Consider the following 25,489-nt stretch of genomic DNA (forward strand, 5'->3'; position numbering starts at 1 on the left):
AGCCTCCACTTCAAAAGGGGAACCGCATGGCCATCAACGATCGAGACGAACTGAACCCCGCCGGCGTTGCGCCCGGGCAGCGCCGCATTGCCCCACGGCCGAGCCCTGGTACGGCATTTGGATCGGCGCTGCGCAGCGGTGTGGCCGGTACCGCCACCCTGGCACGGCAGGCCGCCGGCGCAGGTCTGCGTGCCGCCGGTACCGTCGCAGACGCGGTGACGGCGCCGGGTCGGGAAGCGGCAGGCTTCGTACGGGATGCAGGCCGGGCCGCGGCCGGTGCTGCACCGTCGCCGCGCCAGGGTCAGCCATTGAGGGCCCCCAGCGAGCTCAATCCGATCGGCGGCGCCGCCAGCGCGCTGAGCCGTCTGGCTCCGGTGAGGCTCGGCGGTGCGGCGAAGCCGAAGCCCACCTTTGCCGGTGTGAGCTCGAGCGTGGACTCGACTGCGGGGCTCGCCGGTTCGCGACTGGCCGGCCGGCCCGCGATCGGGGCGGACTTCACCGGTATCAGTTCGAGCGTGAATTCCACGGCGCCAGCGGCGGGCGCTGCAGGTGCTGCAGCTCCGCGGGCGGCCGCTGCTCCCGTTGCGGCTGCGCCGAGCACCTACACGACCCAGGATGGTCGCACTGCCACGTTGCCGGCCGGCATCACCCGGACGGTGGATGCCAAGGGCAACTCGGTGTTCACCGGGTCCGCCGCAACCATCGCGGCAAGCGGCGCTGCGACCGCTCCGGCCGGCGGCAGCCCGGCGTCTATGGCGTCGCCCGTTGCGGCTGCCGCTTCAGCGCCGACAGTGGTCGCGCCGCGGCCCACTCCGCAGGTGGCCCAGCGCGGCCGCCAGGGAGGGATCATCGAGAATCCCGCCGACACTACGGTGGACAAGCTCACCCGAGCCATGGGCAGTGCCAGCCTGAAAGGAAGCCCGAGCGGCCGTGCGGCGGTGGCGCAGGCAATCCTGGGCGAGGCCGGCGCGCGCCAGGCCGAGCGAGCCTCCGCGCTCCGCACACAGGATGAGGCGGACCTTGCCGCTGGCCAGGTCAACGCGGTCGCTGCGCAAGGCGACGCCAACCGCGCCCTGCAGGCCGGACAATTCAACGCCCAGATGCAGGACAACGCCGCCAATCGCCAGGCATCGCTGGAAACGGCCCGCATTGCGCGCAGGCCGGAGATCTCGGTTGCGGCGGACGGAAGCATGGGGGTTGTTGGTAGCGACGGCGGCTGGCGTCCCGTGACCGGCGCCGACGGACAGAGCGTGCGGGCCGCCCAGCCGCCGCGCCAGACCGGCGAGCTCACCGATGCCGACCGCCTGAAGTCCTACACCGATCGATTCAACGCGATTTCCGGGAACGTCACGATGGACGAAGCCGCGAAGACCGCGGCCTTGGCCCAGCTCGATGCAGATCCGCTGTACGCGGGGCTGCGCCCACAAGAAGCTCCGCCGGTTGCCGGAGCGCGGAAGGCTCCGGACGGGAACTGGTACGTGCAGAACAACGACGGAAGCTACTCGAAGGTGAATCTCTGATGGCAACGTTCGAGAAGGTCGATGGAAACCCCTTCGGCGCTGGACCAACCGCGGCGCCGGCACCGGCTCCCCGTCCCGCCCCCGCGGCCTCCGACAAGGTTGCGCGCCGGCCGACGCTGTCTCCGGTGCAGGGCGACCCGTTCCAGAAGGTTGCCAAGCGCCCAGAGCGGACATGGGGCGAGGCCATAAAGGACACCGGTCTCGGCATCGCCGCCGGCGCCGCCAACATCATCGGCGGCGCCGTGGAGCAGCGAAACTCGATGGAGCCGACTAACGTCGTGCGGCAGGGCCTGCGCTTCCTGGACAGGCTGGGTGTCAAAGGCGCATCCGAAACCGCTGCGCTGGTGCCAGGTACCCCATCGGAGATCTTCGGCGGGCGCCGTGCTGGATCTGATACAGCCGCCCTGTCCAAGGCAACGCAGGCGGCCACCGACTACCTGGGGGAGAGTCAGTCGGATGCGCTGAAGCAGGAGAAGCAGGGGCTGCAGGACACCAAGGGCTTCTTCTCCAGCGCTGGCAAGGTGCTGTCCTCGCCGCGACTGATCGGCAACTTCCTGGCAGAGCAGGTGCCCAACGTCGCCGCGATGGGCGCCGGCACGCGAGTTGCCGCTGCGCGCGCCGGCGAACGCGCCCTCGCGGGTGCGTTGGCCAAGGGCCTCGGTACCGAGGCCGCAGAAACTGCAGCCACGGCTGCTGGCCATCGCGCGGCGACTGCCGCTGCCACCGGCATGACGACGATCATGGAGACCGGATCTGCGGGGCAGCAGACCTACCAGCAGGCCATGGCGCAGCCGCAGTCGGTCTGGGATGCCAACCCGGAGTACAAGCGCATGGTCGCTGCCGGCGGCGATCCGCAGACGGTGAAGGAAACGATCGCGCGCGGCGCATCGATGGAGGCGCAGGCAATCACCGCTCCGATCGCGGCGATCGCCGGCCGCATTGCGGCACCCTTCGAAGCCGACGTGTTCACCCGGGGCCTGGCCCGTAAGCCCAAGGCAATGCTTGCCGGCGCCGCGCGCGAGACCGTGGAAGAGGGCATCCAGGAAGGCGGCTCCCAGCTTGCCGGCAACCTTGGCCAGCGGCAGATCGATCCGACCCAGGCTGCATGGGAGGGTGTTCCCGAAGCGGCCGGTACCGGCGCGGCGATCGGTGGCCTGCTTGGCGGCGGCATGGCCGCCGGTGGCGCGGTGGCCAGCCGCGGCGACAACCAGGCTGCGGTGGCTGCCGATGCGGAGCGGGAGCGCCTGGCGCGTCGGCCGACTCCGCCCCCCCCGTCACTGCCGCCGCCGCCGATTCCCCAGATGCTGGCGCTGCCGCCGCCGGAGGTGATGACTGCAGGACCCGATGGCACCATCACGCCCGGTAGTGTTCGCCCGGAGGTCATGGCAGAACCGGAAATGCGGTTCCCACAGGGGCGCGGCATGTCCGCGCCGTTTGACGGGCGCCGAGTCGCCGCGCGACCGCAGCCGACGGTCCCGTTCCCCGATGCGGCACCTGACTCGATCGCCGGCATCGCCAACCTGGTATCGCGTGCTCGTCGGTTGGCAGATCCAGCTGCGGCAGGAGGACCGGCAACTGCAAGCACGGAGGCCCCAGCTCGGCTGGTTCAACACGTGCAGCCCAGCCTGGCGACGCCGGAGGTCCCCGCGCCGGCATCGCCGCCGGCGCCGGCGGTGGCGCCGCCGTGGGTCGATGCGCAGACGGGCGAAACTCTGCGCGAGCCGACCCCGACGGACATCAAGCAGCTGCTGCACAACGGCCTGCAGTACCAGGTCGAGACCCACGGCGGAATCAACACGCCGACGCTGCTTCGCTCCATGCGCGATCAGTACGGACTGCCCAGTGCTCGCGTGCGTCCGCTGTTGGAAGAGGTCAAGGGCGAGCGACGTCGTGGCCTCACCGAGCCGCCGGCGGACGCCGGCACTCCAGCACCAGCAGCGGCGGAGGCAGCAAGCACTGCGCCGCAGCCGCAGAGGAATGCGGCGCCGCAGGCGGATCTGCAGCTGGACGCCACCGCAACCACCGACCGTTCCGCACCGGCGGCGCTGGCCAGCGAGCTGCAGCTCGCACTGGGGCAAGTGGAGGCGCAATCGGATACCGGTTCGTCTCGCGAACCGGTCGCAGAGCCGCGCGCCGTTGGCGCGACGGACGCGGCCACACTGGCCGAGATGGCTCCGGAGCAGCCCATTGCTGAGCCGACGCCAGGTCAGGACACCGCGTCCGCGCCCAGTGAGGCGCGGAAGGTGGCCACTGCGGCTGCTGAGGCTGCGACGAACCCGCAGAACGATCTGCCTGCGCCCACGGACGCGCAGAAGGAAGCCGGCAACTACAAGAAGGGTCATGTCCGCATCAACGGCCACGACATCAGTATCGAAAACCCCGCCGGCAGCCAGCGGGATCCGCGTTGGCCAGCGCTGAAGAACCACTACGGCTACTTCAAGGGCACCGTCGGCAAGGACAAGGACCACGTCGACGTCTTCATGACCGACCGCGCTGAGGATCCAGCGCTACCGGTGTACGTGGTCGACCAGGTGAACAAGGACGGATCCTTCGACGAGCACAAGGTGATCATGGGTACTGCTTCGGAGCAGGAAGCCCGGGACACGTACCTGGCCAACTACTCGAAGGGCTGGACCGGCCTGGGTGGCATCAAGGAAATGTCGCAGGAGCAGTTCAAGGCGTGGGTGCGCGACCCGAAGAAGACCACCCGCCGCGTCACCAGGAGCAAGCCGGCGGAGGCAGCCCCAGCGCCGCAGCCGGCTACGATCGTGGGTGAAGCGGGGCAGACCGGCGGTACCGCGGCCGAAACCGTAGGTGCGACGGCAGAAAGCGGCAGCGGGTTGGCCAAGGTCGGGATGCAACCTGCAGCAGCTGCAGCACCGGCCGCGAGCGAGCCAGGCCCGGCCTACACGCCCAAGGTTCGCATCAAGGCAGGGTCTCCGGAGTACGACCGCGGCGACGTCGGCACGCTCGGTGCTTACTTCAAGCCGGGGCGTATCGTGAACGCCTATGGCAACACCCGGGATCGGGTGATTGAATTCCGGCCGCCCGGGAAGGATCCGCGCTGGCAGGTGAAGGTGCAGATGGTGGACAAGGAAGGGAATGCTCTTCCGGATGAGGCGCCGCGCTGGCACAGCACCATTCCTAGCCCGCGCGATCTGATTTCCGTGCTCGGGAAGCCTGAGCGGAAGTCGAGAAGGGACGCGAAGGCGGCCAAGGTGGCCAAGGCCGCAGAGGCAAAGAAAGACGACAAGGCCAAGCCGGCGTCAAACCCTGAGGCTTCGAAGCCTGCGCCGAGTGATGCCGATCGAGAGAGCGTTAGCTCCCCGGTCGCGGACAGCCCGACAGGACAGTCCGATCCACTCTTCTCCCGTCGGGGCTGGGCGGCGGACTTCCCTGACGTTGTCACGGCGCATCGCCCAGGGCGTCTGAGCGCGCAGGCGGACTACGCCGCCGCCAAGGCCGGCGATGACACGGCCGCCCTGCGCGTTGCCCGCGACGTGATCACCCAGGAGTTTGTCGAGGACGTGCGTGCCGCGCTGCCGAAGGGCAGCAAGCCCCTGGTGGTCGCTGTGCAGTCCCAGGAGGCCACGGGCAACAACCGCATCCCGCGCATGGCCGCCGAGGTGCTGGCCCATCGGCTGAGTCTGCAGGTGTCCGAGGACATCGTCCAGGCCGCCAAGGTCAACCGCAGCGCCGGCGATGCCCTCCACCGGCTGGCCAACCAGCCGCCGTTCACCGGCAAGGTCGAGAAGGGCCGCGACTACGTCCTGATCGATGACACGCTGACCCAGGGCGGCACACTGGCCCAGCTGAAGACCCACATCGAGGACAACGGCGGCAAGGTCGTGCTGGCCACGGCTTTGACCGGCAAGGACTATTCGCGGAAAATCGCCCTCAACTCCCAGAGCCTGGCCGACGTCCGTGAACGTTTCGGATCAATCGAACCTTGGTGGCGCGACCAGTTCGGCTACGGCTTCGAAGGCCTCACCGAGTCCGAAGCGCGCACCATCCTCACCCTCGACAAGGGACGTCTCGATGCTGACGCCCTCCGAGATCGCATCGCTGCAGGCCGAGTACCGGGCCTCCGGGCAGTGGGCGAAGGAGCAGCTGGCCAAGGATCCGCAGCTGAAGCACCTGGGCCCGGCGGGCGGGTAAATCGATCCGCTGCTGCTGCCGCTGCCGGCGGCCTGGACTTCGACCGCGCGCTGCAGCTCAAAACCGACCTGACCCAGCACTGGGGCGAAAATGCTCCCAGCGTGGTCGTGGTGCGCTCCGCCGAGGACTTCCCGGCCACCGCCAAGGTCGATCCGGCGTATCGCCGCGCCGAGGGTATGTACGACGGTCGGCCTACGGTCTGGATCAATGCCGGCAACATTGCCACCGAGCAGCGATTCGCTCAGGTCCTGGCCCACGAGGCAATCGGGCACTACGGCGTCGAGTCGGTGGTGGGGGCCAAGGACTGGACCCAGATGGTTGACGCGATCGACAAGCTGGCTGCCGACGGAACCGGTACCGCTGCGATGAAGTCGGTGCTGGCGGATGTGACCAGGCGCTACGGCACTGTCGATCGCGAGACCTTCGCCAAGGAAGCGATCGCCGTCATGGCGGAACGGGGGATCCGCAACAGCTTCACCAGTCGCGTCGCCGCCGCGGTGCGCCGGTTCCTGCGCCGCGTCATGCCGTCGCTGAAGTGGTCCGAGGCAGAGGTTCGGGACCTGTTGAGCCAGGCGGACGGCTTCCTGCGCGCCGGCATGTCGGCGCAGGCGCAGCGGGAAATGGTGCGTTCCTACTCGTTTGCGCAGCCGCAGATCGATGGTCGTGGCGAAGCCTTCCTCGAGCAGAATGGCGGTCGATTTCTCCGCCGCGACGATCAGTGGTACCTCGCCGACGAGCGCGGCCGGCCGGCCGACTTCCTGACCCTTGGTGCCGCGCGCGCTGAGGCCGAACGCACCGGTGGCCAGGTCCTGGCCGATCCGGTTGAGAGTGGGCCGCGCACCTGGAGCGTGGTGCTGCCCAATGGCGCCGAGGTGACGCGGGCGGCGCGCGGCCGGCTCTTCAGCATGCCGCCGGCAGACGCGCTCGCGGACATTGATGCGATCCAGCAGGGCATCCAGGGCGAAGGTGTGCTGGCGCGCGCCCGGCAGAAGCTGGCAGACCTCAGCCTGAGCAAAGTGAAGGACGCGTTGCGGCCCACGTGGCTCGGCGCGCTGGCCACTCGCCACCTGACGGAGTTGGGGCGCGACTATTTCCCGACCATCGATCGCTATTCGGACTACCTGGCCGAAATGCAGGCCGATCGGAACAAGCTGCAGTCGGAGGCGGACACGATCGCCGAGGCGGCGCGCCAGTGGGCCAGCAAGAACAAGGCCGAAAGCCGGCGCCTGTTCGATCTCATGCACCAGGCCACGATGGACGGCGTTGACCCGTCCCGCGAGTATCAGCCCCTGCAGTTCCGCATGCCGGGCGAGAAGGGACTCCAGGAGGTCAATCGCAAGAACGTGCTGAACGCCATCAAGGTGAAGCAGCAGCAGATGCGGGAGCGCAGCGGCGACAGCAAGACAAACATCATGAACGAGGTCAAGGCGCTGAAGGCCATGCTGAAGGCAGAGCCGCGGCGTCGTTTGCAGTATGCCCCTTTGGTTGAACAGTGGTCCCAGCTGTCCCCAGAGGCGAAGTCGTTCTATCTTCAGTTTCGTGATGCTTATCGGTCGAGGTCCGACGCGGTGGAAGAGGCCTTGGTCCAGCGCATCGAGGACTTGAAAGGCAGCGACCTCGTCGGGGGGAAGATCCTCAACGACAGCAGCCGCCGAATGCTGGTGCACAAGATCCGCGAACAGTTCGAATCTGCGCGGCTGCAGGGTGTCTATTTCCCCCTGCAGCGCTTCGGTAGGTTCTTCGTCGCCGCCGAGAAGAACGGCACAAACACCTTCCTCATGTTCGAATCGCAGAACGAGCTTGACCGCGCGGCGAAGGACCTGCAGCGCAGGGGGTGGGCCGTTACTGCCCGGGGCATGAAGATGGAGGGCAAGGCGACAGATGCACCGAGCGGCACCTTCGTCGCGGACGTGATCGACCAGTTGCGGACGGCCCATGTGTCTGACGCAGTCCAGGATCAGGTGTACCAGCTGTATCTGCAGACCATGCCGGAACTGTCGATGCGTAAGCACCAGATCCACCGCAAGTCGGTACCCGGCTTCGACCCTGACGCCGTGCGCGCCTTTGCCTACAACATGCAGCACGGATCGCATCAGCTGGCCCGACTGCGATACGCCCACAAGCTGCAGGGCGTACTGACCGACCTGAAGGATGCGCAGAAGCAGATCCAGGCATCCCCCAGCGTCGACACGCGGAAGATCGTCGCCGGCGACGCGCTGCTGGAAGAGCTGAGCAAGCGGCACGAGTGGATCATGAACCCCACCGACTCGGCGCTCACCAACCTGATCTCGTCGTTCGGATTCACCTACTACCTGGGCGCCACGCCGGCAGCAGCGCTGGTGAACGTGACCCAGACTGCGCTGGTGAGCTACCCCTACTTGGCCGCACGACATGGCGGGGTCAAGGCCATGAACTATCTGCTGGCCGCCAGCCGCGACGCCGTGCGCACCGTGGGGAACATCCAGAAGACCCTGACCGACCCGGACGAGCTCCGCGCGTATCAGGCGCTGGAAGTTGCCGGCGCAATCGAGAAGACACAGGCCCACAACCTCGCCGGCATCGCCGAAGGCGGCATGACCGGCTACAACCCGGCCTGGAGCAAGGCCATGGAGATCATCGGCTGGGGCTTCCACAAGACGGAGGTGATCAACCGCGAGGCGACGGGCATGGCCGCCTACCGCCTGGCGCGCACGGATGGCAAGTCGTTCGACGAAGCGGTGAAGTTCGCCCGGGACGCCATCTTCGACACCCACTTCGACTACAGCAACGCCAACCGCGCCCGCTTCATGCAGAGCGGCACCGCCAAGGTGCTGCTGATGTTCCGGCAGTACAGCCTGAACATGACCTGGGCGCTCGGGCGAATGGTCTGGCAGGCCACCAAGGGGCAGGACCCGCAGGTGAGGCAGATTGCCCGGCGCAACTTAACCGGCCTGCTGGGCATGAGCGCGCTGTTCTCCGGCGCCATGGGGCTGCCGATGATGGGCATGATCATGGGCGCGTTGAACGGGATCCAGGCCACCTTCGGGGATGACGACGAACCTTGGGACGCAGAGACCGAGCTGCGGGCCTTCCTCACCGGCATGCTGGGGCAGAGCGGGGCAGATCTGCTGCTGCACGGCCCGGCCGACAAGCTGACCGGCGCGAACATTTCCGGCCGTGTCGGCCTGGACAGCCTGTGGATCCGCGACGCCGATCGGGAGCTCGACGGCCGGGGTATGTTCAACAACCTACTCGAGCAGGCCGCAGGGCCCATGGGCGGTGTCCTGAAGAACGTGCTGGTCGGCAAGCAGCAGGTCGACGAGGGCCACATCATGCGCGGCGTCGAAACCATGCTGCCCAAGGGGCTCAAGGACATGATCAAGGCTGGCCGCTACGCCACCCAGGGCGTGAACACCTTGCGCGGCGATCCGGTCGTCGAGGATCTGTCGCCCTGGGAGGTCCTGCTGCAGGCCAATGGCTTCGCTCCGGAGAAGGTGTCCCGCCAATACGAGACCACCCGCGCGCTGAAGAACTACGAGCAGCACATCCTCGACCGCCGCAAGTCGCTGGTGAACGCCTTCGCCATGGCCCTGCGCAACGGCGACGGCAGCGACCGCGCTTCGGTGCTGCGCAAGATCGGCGACTTCAATAAGGCCAATCCGGAGCTGGCCATCACCTCCAGCGGCCTGCAGCAGTCCATCAAGAACCGGGCCCGCTACAGCGCCAGGGCCGAGGCCGGCATCGTGCTCAACCCCAGGCTGGCCGCGCGGCTCAGCAAAGCCGTGACGGAGTGATTGTTGGAACGTAGTGGCCCAATCGGATCAGTCGGGATGAAAGCAATGTGAAGGCGCCGGCGCTGGTGCCGGCGTTACCGATACAGGGGTCAGTAACCGATGGACAAGAAGGACTCGCAGGTAGTGGCCATTGGAGAAGGAAAGCAGGAGAAGGGCCAGCCCACGGGCAGTGGTGCTGGTTTTCTTTCCCCTGCAACAGGCCTGGAGGTGGTGCCCAAGGCATCCAGGGGGCGGCACTCCCGCCGCCAGACGCTGGAGAAGGGCATGGAAGATGAGCGCCACAAGGCTCAGGTGGTCTCGATGGAGGCCTTCAAGGCAGGCCGGGTGGGGCAAATCCCCCCGGAAGTGCTGGACATGTATGATCAGCTGACCCGTGACCAGCACTCGCTGGTTCGGACCTCGATCGTCCTGCTGGCCGCCCTGCGGCGACGACTGGGCCTGCCGGACCTGTAAGGGTCCACGGGGTCGCCGCAGCGGCCCCTTTCGCGGCCCCAGGCGCTCACGGCGCCATAAGGCCGGCATGGTGTAATCGAGCCATGTGCTATTCCGCCCAGATCACCGCCGCTTATCAGAAGCTGGTCCGCATGACTGGCGCCACGATCTCCCTGCAGGAGTTCGCTGCTCTCTACGCCCATGACCCGGGGAAGAAGCGGCCGAAGACGCCGAAGGCGATGGATGATGCGTTCCGCGCCGGCGCGAGCCCGGCTGAGCTGGCCGTGTGGGCTGAGATCGAACAGTGGAACCGCGCCGAGACCGCCGTGCTGGAGCAGGAGCTGTTCGCGAACCGGAAGCGCCTGGCCGACGCGGAGCGCGCACTGCAGGTGAAGGAAACCAAGAAGGCCCGGGAAGACGTGCGGATCGCCGGCAACAAGATCGATCGCGCCCTGGGCAAACTGGGTGACCTCAAGCGCTCCGAGCCGAAGGGCCGTGACAGCCGGATCTTCCCCGGGGTCTACGCTCCGGTGATCATTTCAGAGGGCGGGAAGCTGGTCATCAAGCCCATGCGCTACCAGTGCCGCCTGGCCGGGAAGCCGGCGAACTACGACCACCGCTTCCCGGGCACCTACAACGCGCGCAGGGATAGCCTGGAGAAATTCTGGGCGCCGGCATTCGGCCACACCCACGGGCTTATGGTGGTGGAGACGTTCTACGAGAACGTGGAAGGTCCGGACGGCAACAACCAGGTGGTGCAGTTCACGCCGCGCACGGGCGAACCGATGCTGGTGGCCTGCCTGTGGTCGCACTGGACGGACCCCGCGGGGAAAGAGCCCGACCTGCTGTCCTTCGCCGCGATCACCGATGACCCCGAGCCGGAAGTCGCCGCGGCCGGCCATGATCGGACGATCATCAACATCAAGCCCGAGCACGTCGATGCCTGGCTCAATCCGGACCCGGCTGACCTGGCCGCGATGTATCGGATCTTCGACGACAAACGGCATCCCTTCTACGAGCACCAGCTCGCTGCATAAGAGGGGAGCGACAGCGGCGTGGCAATAGAGTGCTCACAATCGCAACTGCTGCGACCGCCATTCGTATCCTGCCGGCCATGCCGCTTCCCGACTCCTTCTACTGGACCACACGCTCTGCCAGCTGGCCAGGCGACCCGCTGACTGTGATCGCCTGCGAGGGGATCTGGGTCGTCTCCATGACCCAGCGTGTTGATGACGGGACCTGGGTGGCACACCTCGATCGACATAGGAATGGTCCTGGCGGACCGTCCCGGCGCTGCAGCAGCTACGACCAGGGCCGCGTCGGTGCCGAGCTCTGGGTCACGAGGCACCAAACTCGATTGCGGGAGGACGTGGCCAAGATCACCGCCTGGCGGGAGGCTGTGCGGGCAAACAGGCTGGCCAAGGCGGGCACCGATCCGCCGTTCGGGTGGATGGGATAGCGAGGCGCGGAGACCCTTCACTCTCGATCAGCGTTGAATGCAGCTCGGTTTCTTGGCAGGCACGGCTCTGCTAGAGTTCCTGAACGAAATGCAGGGAGCACTCATGTCCGGACGATGGCAGGGGATAGCATTTGCAGTCGCCGCAGTGGTGATTGCGTGCGGCACAGCATGGGCGGGCTATTGGATGGGCTTTGCCGGGCATCTACCGAGCGACGCCCTGTTGCGAGCAGATCGCCACGTGGCCGGCTTGCTGAAAGCAGCAGCGCTCTTCACCCCACTGTTCGTCCTCTACTTGACGTGGAGGAACTGGCTGACCGCTCGACACAAGATCAAGGTTGATTTGTTCGATCGACGTTGGGGTCTTTGGCGCGAAGTGGAGCGCATCTACTCCGAAACGATAGAGGGGCGTGATTTCACCAGGGCGCTGCAGCTCAGTGCCATTCACGCTTCTTGGCAGGCGCAGTACCTCTTCAGTGACGCTGCCGGAGAATACCTGCGCGACAGCTTCTTCGCGGATTTGAATGCTTGGTCGCTGGAAATGAATCGATCTGTTGCACCCGAACAAGAGGCTGATTGGTCGAAACGGGTGGACGAGCTGAACGACAGGCTGGGCAAACATCCATTTCGGTTTCACGAGGTGGTTGGCCAGCAGATGACAATTCGAGAGTAATGTCGAAAGGGCCGCGGTGAACGCCAAAACTTCGGGTTGGATGGCAGAAGACCCCTGGGGGAATTGAAGATGCTGGAAGCTCTCTTGCTAGCGAGCACCAAGACGACGCCGGCGATCATTGCAACGGCAAGTGCCGGCGCGGACTGGAAGTGGCTGGTACCGGTCGCCACGCTGATCCTGGGCTTCGGACTGAAATGGCTTCAAGACCACTTTACCGAGAAGGGACGCCGTCACCATGACAAAGTTCTTCGGAGAGAACAGCGCTTTGACCTCTTGCGCAGTCGAAGGATAGACGCCGAAAGAGCGAACTTGCTGGCCCTCCAGCCGCTCGTCTTGCAACTGATGCGTGCCGCGGTGGTCGGATACATGGAGGATCTGCGTTCCTACCAGGATCAGGGGCGGCGTCACTGGGGCAGAAGTCGCCTTTCTGCGGAGGCGGATGAATCACTTCGCCGGGCGAATGCAGATCTTGTACCACTTCGCGCGCGCATTCATACGACAGAGGTTTCGAGCAGGCTCAACACCCTGGTGGGCTTGTTGAGTGGCCTCGCAACGGTCAAGACGGAGGCTGAGGCGACGCAGATCTGGGCGACCGGTGGTTTGATGCACGATGAACTGCAGGAGCTGATCGGTAAGCAGATCAGGTTGCTCGAGGATGAGAACCAGCAGCTCGGTGATCCGCCAGCAGGTTGATCCTGGTGTTGGTCAACATCGAATGTTGACCAAGAAGTTGACCAAACGCTGCCAATCGATGCCCATTTCTGCCCATGTGGCAGGCATGAACAAAAGAGCCCATCAAGCTAAGGCATTGATGGGCATTCCATAATGCTGACACCTACCTCGTAGCTATGACGGCACCGTCAGGTGGGCGAAGCATCTTAGTTACTTGGCGTGCAGATTGTTATGAGCTGCAACGTTGGCGTATGGCCTCGCCGCGCGTCTGGCGAGGATCTGCTGGAGGAGGGATTTTGATGCCCCTTCGACGTTTACGATTCGCACCGCTTGTCGGAATGCAGGCTCACCTAGCTCAATAAGCAGTACACCCAGGAACTCGTCCGCAAATGAAGGCGTCAGCACAACACCTTCTAAATCAACGGTAACTGGGTGCGGCGGATGCAGTGCTGAACGCAAGAGATGCCGCGCCGCCATTCCGCTAGGGCGGGTTGTGGTGCTGGTACACACATCACGTACCCTGAACATGTCAGAAGAAATCTGGCTTGTCTTGTTCATCATCGTTCGCCGGCCATTGTTTGTAGACGTTGCCAAGATCCAAGGGCTTGCTGAGGTCCCACTCGAACACAATCAGTGTGCCGGGTAGAGCGTAATCAAAGTCTGAAATTTCAGACACCTTACCGTTATCGATGAAGAGAGCTTCATTGCAAGACTGAACCAGCAGCGTCGAATTGCGAGTCTGCATTGCCAAGTCCTTCGCAATTGCAAGTCCGTACCCGGCGTGCCCAACACCTAGCTTGCTGGAAACACCCAGCTCGCACGCTAGAGCGCAGGCATTCTCCCTCCTGAGTCGAGGCGTCAAATCACTGCTCTCCATCAAGCTCTTTCGAATTCCGATGCCACTGTCAGCGATAGCGATCTGGGCCCTAGCGTCTTTGTACCAAGTCTGCGCACATGCCAGCCCGTGAAGGCCGTCGTTAGCCCGAGCATGGTGGTAACAGTTGCCTAGCAACTCTGACAGCATCGTGAAAATATTGCTCTGCACTTCATTGCTAGCATTTTTTCCGTCATCCGTCAACATCTCCGCTAGGGCGGCTGCAGATGAGTCAACGGCTGGCAGCCCGGTAAGGGGCGTGATCTCGTGGTACCGGCTGCCTTTGCTGGACGGCAGGGGCTGGTCATTCGCAGGTTCAAGGCCAATCGCTTCCCGGAGCTTAAGCAGGGCTGCGTACTGCTCAATGTGCTCAGGAAGCCTGACAATCCTCGCCTGCTCTTCCTTTAGTAGCAGTGCCATGGTCACAAAGTGGAATGGCAACAAGAACTTGGGGGTCTGGCACTGGCGCTCATGTTTGAGCTCCTTGAGACGTTGATGCCACCCTCGAATGTCCCCTAGCTTCGTCTCGCGCGCCATGCAGCACCCTTCCGTCCATGAAAAAGAGCATAGGAGTCTACGTGATGGGTCAACAAATGTTAACGATGCGCTGCGGCGGGCACTGAATATCACGGTCAACATTGAATGTTGACCAGGAAGTTGACCAAATGCTGCCAATCGATGCCCATTTCTGCCCATATGGCAGTCATGAACGAAAAAAGCCCATCAAGCTAAAGCATTGATGGGCTTCGTTATTTCTGCTTCCTGGAAACCGTCGCAGATGGCGTCACGGGGACAATGCACCCCCGGTTTCTTCAAGTTCTGCAAGGTACAAGGCCTGTTTGGTGTTGCCACGGTCAGAGCCTGCCCAACAGTGGCAATGCTACGGCAAAACAGCTGAACAGTCACCTTGGCAATCCACAACAAGTTGTAGAGCCTCCGTCATAGCGGATTGGTAACGTCATGGGCACGAATTTGCGACACACTGGCGGCGACCATCCGGGCCAGGACAAACACGGAGACTGTGGGTGACCGAGGCAAGCCAACAACGCAGCCTGCGACAGCTGGTCGGACCCGTCGGGGCCGACTACCAGCGACGGGCATTGCCCCCTGGCTGGGTCTGGGCCGTGCTGGGCGCGCTGCTGGCGGCCACCTGCCTGACCGAACTGCCGGCCACGGCCGCGGCGGCACTGGTCGCCAGTGCGGTGGTGGTGCATTGGTCGCAGCGCGGTCGCATCCATTGGCTGGGCTGGCGTCTGCCGGGCATGGCCGTGTTGGCGGCCCTGCTGTGGGGGCCGGAAGTGCTGTCGCAGTGGTTCGAGCACGGGCTGGCCGTGGTCCTGATGTCGCTGGCCAGCCTCAGCATTGGCGTGCACGTGTGGCAGTCGCGGCAGATGGCCCGCCAGCTGCAGGGCGCGGCCGATGCGCTGGATGATGCCCAGCTGCTGGCGTTGCTCCCGGAAGATGCCGCACAGGTGGCCCAGCAGTGGCGGGCGGGGGAAGATCGCTATGCGCCGGAACTGGCGGTGGTGATGCACCTGGCGGTGATGCACGCGGCGCTGGCGCCGCGCATGCGAGGGCAGGGCGTGCTCGCGGGGTGACCCGCCTTTTGTAGGGCCGAGCCTGCGCTCGGCTGCTCTTCTTGCCGAAGCCGGGCATGGCTCGGCTCTACAGAAAACCAAGGCAGCCGAGCATGGCTCGGCTTTACAGGGTGATGCGCAGTCGCCTTACGCGTCGCGGTTGCCGCGACGCATCACGCGCTGCTTCTCGATCGCCCAGTCGCGGTCCTTGGCGGCATCGCGCTTGTCGTGGGTCTGCTTGCCCTTGGCCAGCGCGACTTCGAGCTTGATCTTGTTCTTGCTCCAGTACATCGCAGTGGGCACGATCGTGTAGCCATCGCGCTCGACCTTGCCGATCAGCTTGTCGATCTCGTTCCGGTGCAGCAGCAGCTTGCGCTCGCGCCGGTCATTGGCCACCACGTGGGTGGAGGCCTGGATCAACGGGGTGATCTGTGCACCGATCAGGTAGATTTCGCCGCGCTTCACATAGGCGTAGGCATCGATGATGTTGCCACGGCCTGCGCGGATCGACTTGACCTCCCAGCCCTGCAGGGCGAGGCCGGCCTCGAAGCGCTCTTCGATGTGGTATTCGTGGCGGGCACGCTTGTTCAACGCGATGGTTTTGTTGGCCGTCGCGCTCTTTGCTTTATCCTTGCCGCTGTTCTTGCTCATTTCCGTATTGTCTCCGATTCGGGCCCGCCCGGTCGATTGCCGAAACGTCCTGTATTCATGCCTACTATCCGCCGCAGCGCCCTGGTCGAACATTCGGCCGCGCGCATGTTCGACCTGGTCAACGACGTCCAGGCCTATCCGCGCCGTTTCCGCTGGTGCTCTGCTGCCCAGATCGTTGAGGAGGGCGAGGACCGCCTGGTGGCGCGACTGGACCTGGGCCTGGGCTCGTTCAGCACATGGTTCCAGACCGAGAACACCCTGCAGCGCCCGCACAGCATTGATATGCAGCTGCGCGATGGCCCGTTCAAGCAGCTGCACGGCCGCTGGGAATTCCATGCGCTGGCCGAGGATGCCTGCAAGGTCACCCTGACCCTGGAGTTCGAACCCAGCTCGCGCCTGCTCGGTCCGGCGCTGGCGATCGGCTTCCAGGGGCTGGCCGATCGCATGGTCAACGATTTCGTCCGCGTCGCCGACGAGGGCTGAGCGATGATCGAGGTCGAGGTGGTGCTGGCCTGGCCGCAGCGGGTGCTGTCGCGCCGCTTGCAGCTGGAAGAAGGTGCGACCGTGGCCGACGCCATTGCCGCCGCCGCGCTGGAAGGCAGTGCCGATTGCCCCGCCGTCGCCGTTCATGGTGTGCTGGCTCGCCAGCAGCAGGCACTGCTGGAAGGTGATCGCATCGAGTTGCTGCGCCCGTTGCTGGCCGACCCCAAGGACAACCGCCGGCGTCGCGCGCTCGGCGGTTGATTCCAGCAGCCGTACCTGCGGACGGGCAGGGGGCTCAGCGGCCCTTCTTCTTCTTGTCCTTCGGCAGGTTGCGGCCGAACTGGCGCACGGTCTGCTGGGCCAGGGCCTTGTCGTTGCCCGGGAAGTAATCGCCTTCCCAGCGGGTCACGGTGTCATTCTCGAAGAACACCACGAAGTTCTTCACTTCGGTACGACCCAGGCGGTTCACGCGCTGGCTGGAGGTGTAGTCCCAACGCTGGGCGTGGAACGGGTCGGGAATGGACGGGGTGCCCAGCAGCGCGGTGACCTGCTGCTTGCTCTGCCCGACCTGCAGCTTGGCCACGGCATCTTCCCGGATCAGGTTGCCCTGATAGATGGGTTGCTTGTAGATGATGCCGCACCCGGTGGTGGACAGGGCGACGGCGGCGACCAACAGGAGATTGCGCATCGGGACTGGCGGTTGGGGAAATCAAACCGATGATACACTCCCGGCGTGCCACCGCGACCCAATCCGAGGCAGCTGGCGCTAAATCGCCAATGAACGGAGACCTATGGAAACCCACGACCTGCGTAAAGTCGGCCTGAAGGTGACCCATCCGCGGATGCGGATCCTGGCGCTGCTCGAGCAGCGCAATGCCCAGCACCACATGACCGCCGAAGACATCTACCGCCAGCTGCTGGAGCACGGCGACGAGATCGGCCTGGCCACGGTGTACCGGGTGCTGACCCAGTTCGAGGCCGCCGGCCTCGTGCTCAAGCACAATTTCGAGGGCGGCCAGGCGGTCTACGAACTGGACCGTGGCGGCCACCATGACCACATGGTCGACGTGGACAGTGGCAAGATCATCGAGTTCGAAAGCCACGAGATCGAGGAGCTGCAGCGCAAGATCGCCGCAGACCATGGCTACGAGCTGGAAGAGCACTCGCTGGTGCTGTACGTGCGCAAGAAGCGCAAGTAATCCGTTCCGGCCAGCTGGATGCGACGAAACCCCGGGCCTGCCCGGGGTTTTTCGTTGATGGGGTCAGAGCCCTTTCCGTTCAGGTAAGGGATCCGACCCCTTGCGGCCCAGCAGGATCTCCAGGTCCACCGCCTCAGCCATGGCCCGGTTGCCGGCATCACCCGGGTGGAGGTGGTCGCCGGAGTCGTAGGCCACGGCCATCCGTGAGGGATCGGCCGGGTCGCGCAGCGCCGCGTCCAGGTCGATCACCGCGTCGAACGGGCTGTCCGTGCGCAGCCAGGCAGTGAGCTGGCGGCGCAGGGTGTCCTTGTCCGGTTGGTAGTAGTCGTCCAGCGGCGTGCCGGGCAGGGCGCCAGCGAACGGTGGCAAGGTAGCGCCCACGATCCGCACACCTCGGCGGCGGGCCTGTTCTGCCAGCGCGCGATACCCCGCCTGCAGCTCGCTCAGCGTGGGCCGGGCCTGGTTGCGGGCGAATGCGGTACCTGGCCAGCTGATGTCATTGATGCCGATCAGCACGATCACACTGGATACCGCAGGCTGGTCCAGCGCGTCGCGCCGGAAGCGGACCAGGGCGGATTCACCCATGCCGTCGCGCAGCAGCCGCCCCCCGGAAATGCCGGCGTTCACCACGGCTATGCCCCGCGCTGCCAGGCGCGCGGCCAGATGATCGGTCCAGCGCTGGTCCTGGTCGAGGCTGGCGGTGGCACCGTCGGTGATCGAATCCCCGATCACCACTACGCTGCGCGCGTCGGCGTCGGCTTCGACGTCAATTCCGGTCAGCAGCAGGCGGGCGGTGGTGCTGCTGGCTGCGCTCAGGGCCTGGGCCCGGCTCTGGTCGCCGGGGGCGATCCAGCTGGTCTGGCGGCCTTCCCAATGGAACGTCTGAACGGTTGCCGGCCCCGGCACAAAGACGCTGACCTGCAATGCCTGGCGGTCATCCGTGGCCAGCGGGAGCGGATCGCTCAGCTGTTCCTGTCCGGGCCCGATCAACACCCCGGGCTGGCCGCCGAAGCTGAGCGGTTGCGGGATGGCGCCCGCGCGTGCGGCCACGCTGGCCGCCCCGATCCGCAGCGGCCGGGTGCCGTAGGCATTGCTCAGCCGCACCCGCAGCCGCCGGCCGCCCAGGCTGACACGCACCGCCTGGCGGAAGGTCTGGTCCTGCAGCGTGGCCGGGACAAGGGTCGGGAACAGGAAATCCGCGTTCCAGACCGGCTGCGGGCTGGCCTGCCAGCTGGCGACCCAGTGCGGGGCGGATGCGGCACTGGCGGCGCCGGACACGGCGAGCAGGGCGGTGGTGGTGAGCTGGCTCAAGCGGTTCATCGGGCAGTCCCGAGTGGAGGGACCGCCATGGTGATTCCGTGCTTATCTGTGAACTAGACTGCGCACGGACAATCATCTGTGAACTGGATTCATCGCCATGGCGCGACCCGACATCAACCGATCCGGCGAACTGGAAGTGTTCGTGCGGGTGATCGAGACCGGTGGCTTTTCCGCTGCGGCCCGCACGCTGGACATGACGCCGTCGGCGGTGAGCAAGCTGGTGGCGCGGCTGGAGCAACGGCTGGGCACGCGCCTGCTGCAACGCTCCACCCGCCAGCTGCAGCTGACCCCGGAAGGCTGCGCGTTCTACGAGCGTGGCCTGCGCGTGCTGGCCGACCTGGACGAGGCCGAGCGTTGTGCCAGCGCCCATGCCGAGCCGCGCGGGCGGCTACGGGTCAACTCCAACGTGCCGTTTGGCCGCCATTTCCTGTTGCCGCTGCTGCCGGCGTTTCTTGAGCGTAACCCGCAGGTGGGCGTGGACCTGACCCTCAACGACGAGGTGATCGACCTGTTGGAGCAGCGCACCGATGTGGCAGTGCGGGCCGGGCCGCTGAAGAGCTCCAGTCTGGTGGCGCGACGGCTGGGCGCGACGCGGATGATGATCGTGGCTGCACCGGCCTACGCGCAGCGGCACGGGCTGCCACGCACTGCCGAGGAGCTGCAGTCGCACAACCGGCTGGACATCGGCCATGCCCGTGCGATGCAGGGGTGGCCGCTGCTGCAGGAGGGGCGCGAGCGGATGCTGCTGCCCAGTGGCAATGCCCGCGCCAGCAACGGCGATGCGCTGCGCCAGCTGGTGCTGGGCGGGCTGGGCATGGCGCGGCTGGCGGCATTCCAGGTGCAGGAGGACATTGCTGCCGGGCGCTTGCTGCCGGTGCTGGAAGAGGCCAATCCCGGTGACCTGGAAGAGGTGCACGCGGTGTTCCTCGGGCAGGGCGGTTACCTGCCGCTGCGGGTGCGCGCGTTCCTCGATTTCCTGGTGGAGAACGTCGACCTGACGCGGCCGTTGGGGTGATACGGGTAGTGCCGGGCGCTGGCCGGCAACCTCACGATCATCGTCCACCGGTGTTGGGTTGCCGGCCAGCGGCCGGCACTACCGTGCGGGTGGGTTGTAGATCCACGCCATGCGTGGATAACCGTGAACAGGCCTCAGGCCTGCAGCAGCTTGCGGGCGGCGGCGCGCGCTTCCTTGCTCACTTCCACGCCGCCGAGCATGCGCGCCAGCTCTTCCTCGCGCGCCTTGTTGTCCAGCTTTTCCACTGCGCTCTGGGTCATGCCTTCCACCGGGGCCTTGCTGACCCGGTAATGGGCGTGGCCCTTGGAGGCGACCTGCGGCAGGTGGGTCACGCACAGCACCTGGCGCTTCTCGCCGAGCGCGCGCAGCTTCTGGCCGACGATGTCAGCCACCGCGCCGCCGATGCCGGAGTCGACCTCGTCAAACACCATGGTCGGCACTGCATCCAGGTCCAGTGCGGCCACTTCAATGGCCAGCGAGATGCGTGACAGTTCACCGCCCGAGGCCACCTTGCGCAGGGCGCGCGGCGGCTGGCCGGCGTTGGCTGCCACCAGGAACTCGACGCGCTCGGCACCCTGCGGGTCGGGCTTGCCGCTGTCCTGTGGCTCCAGTTCGATCAGGAACTGGCCGCCGCCCATGCCGAGCTCGGCGATGATGCCGGTGGTGGTGGCCGACAGTTCGGCAGCAGCGCTGCGGCGGCTGGCGGTCAGCACTTCAGCCTGTACGCGCCAGGCGGCGGCGGCCTTGTCGATCTCGCCGGCCAGGCGCTGCAGGCGCTCGTCGGCGCCACGCAGCTGCTCCACTTCGGCATGCATGCGCTCGCGCTGCGCGCCCAGTTCGTCCATCGGCACGCGGTGCTTGCGGGCCAGGTCGTGCAGGCGGCCGAGGCGGCGCTCGTTCTCCTCGAACTGTTCCGGGTCGGCATCCAGATCGTCGTGCACGCGATCAAGCAGCGACAGGGCTTCGTGCAGCTGGATCGAGGCGTTCTCGATCAGGCCGTCCACTTCGCCCAGGCGCGGGTCGTGCTCGATCAGGCGCGACAGCTCGTGGCGCACCTGCTGCAGCAGGTCCAGCGCAGAGCTGCCGTCATCGCCGTTGAGCTGGTTGCTGGCTGCCTGGCAGGCGCTCAGCAGGGCGCTGGCGTGGGCCTGGCGACGGTGGCTGGCGCCAAGCGCGGCAATCGATTCCGGTTCAAGGTCCTCGCGGTCCAGTTCGCGCAGCTGGTGCTCCAGGAAGCCGATCCGGTCACTGACGTCGCCCTGTTGCGACAACGCCAGCGATTCATCGACCAGTGCCTGCCAGGCTGCGGCCGCGTGGCGCACCTGGCGGCGCTCGTTCTCGTTGCCGGCATAGGCATCCAGCAGGGCCAGCTGCGACGGGCGCGCCAGCAGCGCCTGTTGTTCATGCTGGCCGTGGATCTCCACCAGCAGCGAGGCCAGGTCGCCCAGCTGTGCCAGCGTCACCGGGCGGCCATTGATCCAGGCCCGCGAGCCACCGTCGGCGCGGATCACGCGGCGCAGCTGGCATTGGTCCTCGTCGTCCAGCTCGTTGTCGGCCAGCCACTGGCGGGCGGCCTGCAGCTGCTCCAGTGCGAACTCGGCGGAAAGCTCGGCGCGTGCGGCGCCATGGCGGACCACGCCGCTGTCGGCGCGCAGGCCGGACAGGAAGCCCAGTGCGTCGACCATCAGCGACTTGCCGGCGCCAGTCTCGCCTGAAACCACGGTCATGCCTGGCCCGAACTCCAGTTCGGTGGCGCGGACGACGGCGAAATCCTTGATCGAAAGATGTCTGAGCATGGGTAAGGGGGTGTCAGCAGCCGCGCAACGCTAGCACGCGGGCGCGGGAGGTCCAATGACTTGCCAAGGCGATGCGCCGCCATTATCTAGTGTCCGTGTCTCACAGGTTGATTCCATGCACGGTTCTCCCGACCAGCTTGCCCCGCGTGCGCGCCACCTGCTGCGCACGCTGATCGCGCGATACATCCAGGACGGCGAGCCGGTCGGCTCGCAGACGCTGGCGCGCGTGGCCGGCCTGGAGGTCAGCCCGGCCACCATCCGCAACATCCTGGGCGACCTGGAGGATCTGGGCCTGCTGGCCTCGCCACATACCTCGGCCGGCCGCGTCCCGACCGCGCATGGCTACCGGGTGTTCGTCGACAGCCTGCTGCAGATGCAGCCGCCGGGCGAGGGCGAGCTGGCCCGGTTGCGCCAGGAACTGGCCGGTGGCGGCAGCACCCAGGCCCTGCTCGGCAGCGCCTCGGAGCTGCTGTCGGCGATGAGCCACTTCGTCGGCGTGGTCAGCGCACCGCGGCGCGAGCAGTTCGCCTTCCGCCAGATCGATTTCGTGGCGCTGGACGGGCGCCGGGTGCTGGCGATCCTGGTATTTGCCGACAACGAGGTGCAGAACCGGGTGATCGAGACCCGGCAGGAGTTTGCGCCAGGCCAGCTGGAGCAGGTCGCCAACTACCTCAATGCGCATTTCGCCGGCCTGCCGATGGCCGAGATCCGTACCCGACTGCTGCTGGAGCTGCGCGACGCCCGGTCCGAACTGGAGCAGTTGCTGGCCCACAGCATCGAACTGGCCGAGCAGGCCCTGCAGCCGGCGGCCGACGACATGCTGGTGGCCGGGCAGACCCGCTTGATGGGCGTGCAGGACCTGTCCGACCTGGAGCGCCTGCGCGAACTGTTCGAGCTGTTCTCCAGCAAGCGCGAGATCCTGCAGCTGCTGGAGCGGACCATCCAGGCGCCGGGGGTGCGCATCTTCATCGGCGAAGAGACCGGAATGATGCCGCTGCAGGGCGTCTCGCTGGTCACTGCCCCGTACACCGCCAATGGCCAGGTGCTGGGCGTGCTGGGCGTGATCGGTCCCAAGCGGATGGCCTACGACCGGGTGATCCCGCTGGTCCAGGCCACCGCCGATGTGCTTGGCGCGGCCTTTTCACCGGCCGGACGCACGCCGGGAACATCCGACGCTTGAAACGCAGCATCCCGCCCACACTAGGGTGGGTGGAGGCGGAGAGTGACCGCCAGGGACCCAGACATGAACCACGAACATCCAGATATCGAATCCCAGCAGAGTGCCGCCGATGCGGCTGCCACCGCCGGCGTCAATGACGAAGTCGAGCGCCTGCGCGCCGAAGTCGAGCAGGTCAAGGCCGATGCGCTGCGTGAGCGCGCCGACCTGGAAAACCAGCGCAAGCGTGTTGCCCGTGACATCGAGCAGGCCCGCAAGTTCGCCAACGAGAAGCTGCTGGGCGAGCTGCTGCCGGTGTTCGACAGCCTGGATGCCGGCCTGAAGGCCGCCGGCGACGACCCGCACCCGCTGCGCGAAGGCTTGGAGCTGACCTACAAGCAGCTGCTGAAGGTCGCCGCCGACAACGGCCTGGCGCTGCTGGATCCGATCGGCCAGCCGTTCAACCCGGAACACCACCAGGCCATCAGCCAAGTGCCGACCCCGGGCGCTGCCCCGGGCAGCGTGGTGACCGTGTTCCAGAAGGGCTACCTGCTTAACGAGCGTCTGCTGCGGCCGGCGCTGGTGGTGGTGGCCGCCGACTGATCCGGCAGGGCCGGGCGGCGGACAGACCCGTCACCCGACCCGACGCTGAACGCGCCGGATCGTCGGAAACACAGCGTTCGGGAGGTGGCTTGAATGTTCCACGGGCCTCCCCCACATCGTATTCATCCACCGGCCGAACGGCCGGACTGACCCCAACAAGCATCCTCAGGAGTCTCCCCCATGGGCAAGATCATTGGTATCGACCTCGGCACCACCAACTCGTGCGTGGCGATCATGGACGGCGGCAAGGCCCGCGTCATCGAGAATTCGGAAGGCGATCGCACCACCCCGTCGATCGTCGCCTACACCAAGGACGGCGAAGTCCTGGTCGGTGCCTCGGCCAAGCGCCAGGCCGTGACCAACCCGAAGAACACCTTCTATGCGGTGAAGCGCCTGATCGGCCGCAAGTTCACCGATGGCGAGGTGCAGAAGGACATCGCCCACGTCCCGTACAGCATCCTGGCCCATGACAATGGCGATGCCTGGGTCGCCACCAGCGACGGCAAGAAGATGGCCCCGCAGGAAATCTCGGCCAAGGTGCTGGAGAAGATGAAGAAGACCGCCGAGGACTTCCTCGGTGAGAAGGTCACCGAAGCGGTCATTACCGTGCCGGCCTACTTCAACGACAGCCAGCGCCAGGCGACCAAGGACGCCGGGCGCATCGCCGGCCTGGACGTCAAGCGCATCATCAACGAGCCGACCGCGGCTGCGCTGGCCTACGGCCTGGACAAGGGCGACAACAAGGATCGCAAGATCGTGGTGTACGACCTGGGCGGCGGCACCTTCGACGTCTCGGTGATCGAGATCGCCAATGTCGACGGCGAGAAGCAGTTCGAAGTGCTGGCCACCAACGGCGACACCTTCCTGGGTGGCGAAGACTTCGACAACCGCGTCATCGAATACCTGGTTGAAGAATTCAACAAGGACCAGGGCATCGACCTGCGCAAGGATCCGCTGGCCCTGCAGCGCCTGAAGGATGCTGCCGAGCGCGCCAAGATCGAGCTGTCCAGCGCCCAGCAGACCGAAGTGAACCTGCCGTATGTCACTGCTGACGCCTCGGGTCCGAAGCACCTGAACATCAAGCTGACCCGTGCCAAGCTGGAAGCGCTGGTGGACGACCTGATCAAGAAGTCGATCGAGCCGTGCCGCGTCGCCCTGAACGATGCCGGCCTGCGTTCGAGCGACATCAGCGAAGTGATCCTGGTCGGCGGCCAGACCCGCATGCCGAAGGTGCAGCAGGCGGTGACCGAGTTCTTCGGCAAGGAACCGCGCAAGGACGTCAACCCGGACGAAGCCGTGGCACTGGGTGCGGCGATCCAGGGCGGCGTGCTGGGCGGCGACGTCAAGGACGTGCTGCTGCTGGACGTGACCCCGCTGTCGCTGGGTATCGAAACCATGGGTGGCGTGTTCACCAAGATCATCGAGAAGAACACCACCATCCCGACCAAGGCCTCGCAGGTGTTCTCCACCGCCGAGGACAACCAGTCGGCCGTGACCGTGCACGTGCTGCAGGGTGAGCGCGAACAGGCCCGCTTCAACAAGTCGCTGGCCAAGTTCGACCTGTCCGGCATCGAGCCGGCCCCGCGCGGCCTGCCGCAGGTGGAAGTGTCCTTCGACATCGACGCCAACGGCATCCTGCACGTGTCGGCCAAGGACAAGAAGACCAACAAGGAACAGAAGGTCGAGATCAAGGCCGGTTCGGGCCTGTCCGAGGAGGAGATCGCGCGCATGGTCGCCGACGCGGAAGCCAACCGCGAAGAAGACAAGAAGTTCCAGGAACTGGTGCAGGCCCGCAACCAGGCCGACGCCCTGATCCACGGCACCCGCAGCGCCATCACCGAGCACGGCAGCAAGGTCGGCGGCGATGTCATCGGCAAGGTCGAGGCGGCGCTGGCTGACCTGGAAACCGCGATGAAGGGCGACGACAAGGCACAGATCGAAGCCAAGTCGAAGGCACTGGAAGAAGCTGGCCAGTCGCTGTTCGCCGCTGCTTCGGCCGACCAGGGCGGTGCCCCGGGTGCCGACGCCGGCAATGCCGGCAAGGCGCAGGACGACGTGGTCGACGCTGAGTTCACCGAAGTCAAGGACGACAAGAAGTCCTGATCCGGACCGACGCGGGACGCTGGCCACC

The 25,489-nt window shown here is 65.9% G+C and carries 20 protein-coding genes; 14 read left to right on the plus strand and 6 right to left on the minus strand.

Annotation, left to right across the window (positions count from 1 at the left end; all coding sequences use genetic code 11):
- Positions 1–26 precede the first annotated feature (26 nt).
- The 6 genes from AC5P7X_RS05030 to AC5P7X_RS05055 all read left to right on the plus strand — a co-directional run bounded on the left by AC5P7X_RS05030 (position 27) and on the right by AC5P7X_RS05055 (position 12,705).
- Positions 27–1,520, plus strand: a complete 1,494-nt coding sequence (locus tag AC5P7X_RS05030) for a hypothetical protein (protein WP_495214528.1) — start codon at positions 27–29, stop codon at positions 1,518–1,520.
- A complete protein-coding gene (locus AC5P7X_RS05035; RefSeq protein ID WP_495214529.1) occupies positions 1,520–9,451 on the plus strand; it encodes a PLxRFG domain-containing protein in 7,932 nt (2,643 codons plus the stop codon). Before AC5P7X_RS05030 ends, AC5P7X_RS05035 begins: the two co-directional genes overlap by 1 nt.
- Positions 9,452–9,550: 99 nt before the next feature.
- On the plus strand, positions 9,551–9,904 hold the full coding sequence (locus AC5P7X_RS05040) for a hypothetical protein (protein ID WP_495214531.1): 354 nt from the start codon (positions 9,551–9,553) through the stop codon (positions 9,902–9,904).
- An 83-nt stretch (positions 9,905–9,987) separates the two neighbouring features.
- On the plus strand, positions 9,988–10,920 hold the full coding sequence (locus tag AC5P7X_RS05045; RefSeq protein WP_495214532.1) for an SOS response-associated peptidase family protein: 933 nt from the start codon (positions 9,988–9,990) through the stop codon (positions 10,918–10,920).
- A 459-nt stretch (positions 10,921–11,379) separates the two neighbouring features.
- Complete coding sequence (locus tag AC5P7X_RS05050) at positions 11,380–12,012, plus strand: hypothetical protein (protein ID WP_414609731.1); 633 nt, start codon at positions 11,380–11,382, stop codon at positions 12,010–12,012.
- Between the two features lie 69 nt (positions 12,013–12,081).
- A complete protein-coding gene (locus AC5P7X_RS05055; protein ID WP_414609732.1) occupies positions 12,082–12,705 on the plus strand; it encodes a hypothetical protein in 624 nt (207 codons plus the stop codon).
- Between the two features lie 189 nt (positions 12,706–12,894).
- Here the strand turns inward: AC5P7X_RS05055 and AC5P7X_RS05060 are convergent, their stop codons facing one another.
- Both AC5P7X_RS05060 and AC5P7X_RS05065 read right to left on the minus strand, forming a co-directional pair.
- The gene (locus AC5P7X_RS05060) at positions 12,895–13,242 is read right to left on the minus strand and encodes an STAS-like domain-containing protein (RefSeq protein WP_176425409.1); all 348 of its coding nucleotides are present in this window, start codon (positions 13,240–13,242) and stop codon (positions 12,895–12,897) included.
- Complete coding sequence (locus tag AC5P7X_RS05065) at positions 13,214–14,095, minus strand: hypothetical protein (protein WP_414609733.1); 882 nt, start codon at positions 14,093–14,095, stop codon at positions 13,214–13,216. The genes AC5P7X_RS05060 and AC5P7X_RS05065 overlap by 29 nt, the downstream gene beginning before the upstream one ends.
- Before the next feature lie 488 nt (positions 14,096–14,583).
- Between AC5P7X_RS05065 and AC5P7X_RS05070 the strand changes: the two genes are divergently transcribed.
- On the plus strand, positions 14,584–15,156 hold the full coding sequence (locus AC5P7X_RS05070) for a hypothetical protein (protein ID WP_171958234.1): 573 nt from the start codon (positions 14,584–14,586) through the stop codon (positions 15,154–15,156).
- 126 nt (positions 15,157–15,282) lie between these two features.
- Here AC5P7X_RS05070 and smpB read toward each other — a convergent pair whose 3' ends face one another.
- Positions 15,283–15,786, minus strand: a complete 504-nt coding sequence (gene smpB / locus AC5P7X_RS05075) for an SsrA-binding protein SmpB (RefSeq protein WP_005416174.1) — start codon at positions 15,784–15,786, stop codon at positions 15,283–15,285.
- A gap of 57 nt (positions 15,787–15,843) precedes the next feature.
- Here smpB and AC5P7X_RS05080 point away from each other — a divergent pair, with 57 nt between their 5' ends.
- Positions 15,844–16,269: a type II toxin-antitoxin system RatA family toxin gene (locus AC5P7X_RS05080; protein WP_005416175.1), complete on the plus strand. Its 426-nt coding sequence runs from the start codon at positions 15,844–15,846 to the stop codon at positions 16,267–16,269.
- Positions 16,270–16,272: 3 nt separating this feature from the next.
- Positions 16,273–16,530 carry an RnfH family protein gene (locus AC5P7X_RS05085; RefSeq protein ID WP_495214533.1) on the plus strand — a complete coding sequence of 86 codons (258 nt, stop codon included), beginning with the start codon at positions 16,273–16,275 and terminating at the stop codon, positions 16,528–16,530.
- Positions 16,531–16,564: 34 nt separating this feature from the next.
- Here AC5P7X_RS05085 and AC5P7X_RS05090 read toward each other — a convergent pair whose 3' ends face one another.
- Positions 16,565–16,957, minus strand: a complete 393-nt coding sequence (locus AC5P7X_RS05090) for an outer membrane protein assembly factor BamE (RefSeq protein WP_005409234.1) — start codon at positions 16,955–16,957, stop codon at positions 16,565–16,567.
- A gap of 103 nt (positions 16,958–17,060) precedes the next feature.
- Here AC5P7X_RS05090 and fur point away from each other — a divergent pair, with 103 nt between their 5' ends.
- Entirely contained in the window at positions 17,061–17,468 is a 408-nt protein-coding gene (gene fur / locus AC5P7X_RS05095; RefSeq protein ID WP_005409235.1) for a ferric iron uptake transcriptional regulator, read from the plus strand.
- A gap of 63 nt (positions 17,469–17,531) precedes the next feature.
- On the opposite strand, the gene AC5P7X_RS05100 is transcribed toward fur, so the two are convergent.
- Positions 17,532–18,788, minus strand: a complete 1,257-nt coding sequence (locus AC5P7X_RS05100) for an SGNH/GDSL hydrolase family protein (protein ID WP_495214534.1) — start codon at positions 18,786–18,788, stop codon at positions 17,532–17,534.
- Positions 18,789–18,885: 97 nt separating this feature from the next.
- On the opposite strand from AC5P7X_RS05100, the gene AC5P7X_RS05105 reads away from it, so the two are divergent.
- Positions 18,886–19,803 carry a LysR family transcriptional regulator gene (locus AC5P7X_RS05105; protein WP_197598885.1) on the plus strand — a complete coding sequence of 306 codons (918 nt, stop codon included), beginning with the start codon at positions 18,886–18,888 and terminating at the stop codon, positions 19,801–19,803.
- 134 nt (positions 19,804–19,937) lie between these two features.
- Here AC5P7X_RS05105 and recN read toward each other — a convergent pair whose 3' ends face one another.
- A complete protein-coding gene (gene recN / locus AC5P7X_RS05110; protein ID WP_065185193.1) occupies positions 19,938–21,599 on the minus strand; it encodes a DNA repair protein RecN in 1,662 nt (553 codons plus the stop codon).
- Positions 21,600–21,714: 115 nt separating this feature from the next.
- On the opposite strand from recN, the gene hrcA reads away from it, so the two are divergent.
- The 3 genes from hrcA (at position 21,715) to dnaK (ending at position 25,461) form a co-directional block, all read left to right on the plus strand.
- Positions 21,715–22,779: a heat-inducible transcriptional repressor HrcA gene (gene hrcA / locus AC5P7X_RS05115; protein WP_005416180.1), complete on the plus strand. Its 1,065-nt coding sequence runs from the start codon at positions 21,715–21,717 to the stop codon at positions 22,777–22,779.
- A gap of 63 nt (positions 22,780–22,842) precedes the next feature.
- Positions 22,843–23,358, plus strand: coding sequence for a nucleotide exchange factor GrpE (gene grpE, locus AC5P7X_RS05120; RefSeq protein WP_005416181.1), 516 nt, complete (start codon positions 22,843–22,845; stop codon positions 23,356–23,358).
- Between the two features lie 180 nt (positions 23,359–23,538).
- Complete coding sequence (dnaK, locus tag AC5P7X_RS05125; RefSeq protein WP_005416183.1) at positions 23,539–25,461, plus strand: molecular chaperone DnaK; 1,923 nt, start codon at positions 23,539–23,541, stop codon at positions 25,459–25,461.
- Positions 25,462–25,489: the final 28 nt, after the last annotated feature.

It is taken from the genome of Stenotrophomonas sp. YJH_SMC_53, from assembly GCF_059369995.1.

Coding starts and splice junctions, on each gene's coding strand:
- AC5P7X_RS05030 (WP_495214528.1), top strand. CDS start 27: ATGGCCATCAACGATCGAGACGAACTGAACCCCGCCGGCGTTGCGCCC.
- AC5P7X_RS05035 (WP_495214529.1), top strand. CDS start 1,520: ATGGCAACGTTCGAGAAGGTCGATGGAAACCCCTTCGGCGCTGGACCA.
- AC5P7X_RS05040 (WP_495214531.1), top strand. CDS start 9,551: ATGGACAAGAAGGACTCGCAGGTAGTGGCCATTGGAGAAGGAAAGCAG.
- AC5P7X_RS05045 (WP_495214532.1), top strand. CDS start 9,988: ATGTGCTATTCCGCCCAGATCACCGCCGCTTATCAGAAGCTGGTCCGC.
- AC5P7X_RS05050 (WP_414609731.1), top strand. CDS start 11,380: ATGCAGCTCGGTTTCTTGGCAGGCACGGCTCTGCTAGAGTTCCTGAAC.
- AC5P7X_RS05055 (WP_414609732.1), top strand. CDS start 12,082: ATGCTGGAAGCTCTCTTGCTAGCGAGCACCAAGACGACGCCGGCGATC.
- AC5P7X_RS05060 (WP_176425409.1), bottom strand. CDS start 13,242: ATGAACAAGACAAGCCAGATTTCTTCTGACATGTTCAGGGTACGTGAT.
- AC5P7X_RS05065 (WP_414609733.1), bottom strand. CDS start 14,095: ATGGCGCGCGAGACGAAGCTAGGGGACATTCGAGGGTGGCATCAACGT.
- smpB (WP_005416174.1), bottom strand. CDS start 15,786: ATGAGCAAGAACAGCGGCAAGGATAAAGCAAAGAGCGCGACGGCCAAC.
- AC5P7X_RS05080 (WP_005416175.1), top strand. CDS start 15,844: ATGCCTACTATCCGCCGCAGCGCCCTGGTCGAACATTCGGCCGCGCGC.
- AC5P7X_RS05085 (WP_495214533.1), top strand. CDS start 16,273: ATGATCGAGGTCGAGGTGGTGCTGGCCTGGCCGCAGCGGGTGCTGTCG.
- AC5P7X_RS05090 (WP_005409234.1), bottom strand. CDS start 16,957: ATGCGCAATCTCCTGTTGGTCGCCGCCGTCGCCCTGTCCACCACCGGG.
- fur (WP_005409235.1), top strand. CDS start 17,061: ATGGAAACCCACGACCTGCGTAAAGTCGGCCTGAAGGTGACCCATCCG.
- AC5P7X_RS05100 (WP_495214534.1), bottom strand. CDS start 18,788: ATGAACCGCTTGAGCCAGCTCACCACCACCGCCCTGCTCGCCGTGTCC.
- AC5P7X_RS05105 (WP_197598885.1), top strand. CDS start 18,886: ATGGCGCGACCCGACATCAACCGATCCGGCGAACTGGAAGTGTTCGTG.
- recN (WP_065185193.1), bottom strand. CDS start 21,599: ATGCTCAGACATCTTTCGATCAAGGATTTCGCCGTCGTCCGCGCCACC.
- hrcA (WP_005416180.1), top strand. CDS start 21,715: ATGCACGGTTCTCCCGACCAGCTTGCCCCGCGTGCGCGCCACCTGCTG.
- grpE (WP_005416181.1), top strand. CDS start 22,843: ATGAACCACGAACATCCAGATATCGAATCCCAGCAGAGTGCCGCCGAT.
- dnaK (WP_005416183.1), top strand. CDS start 23,539: ATGGGCAAGATCATTGGTATCGACCTCGGCACCACCAACTCGTGCGTG.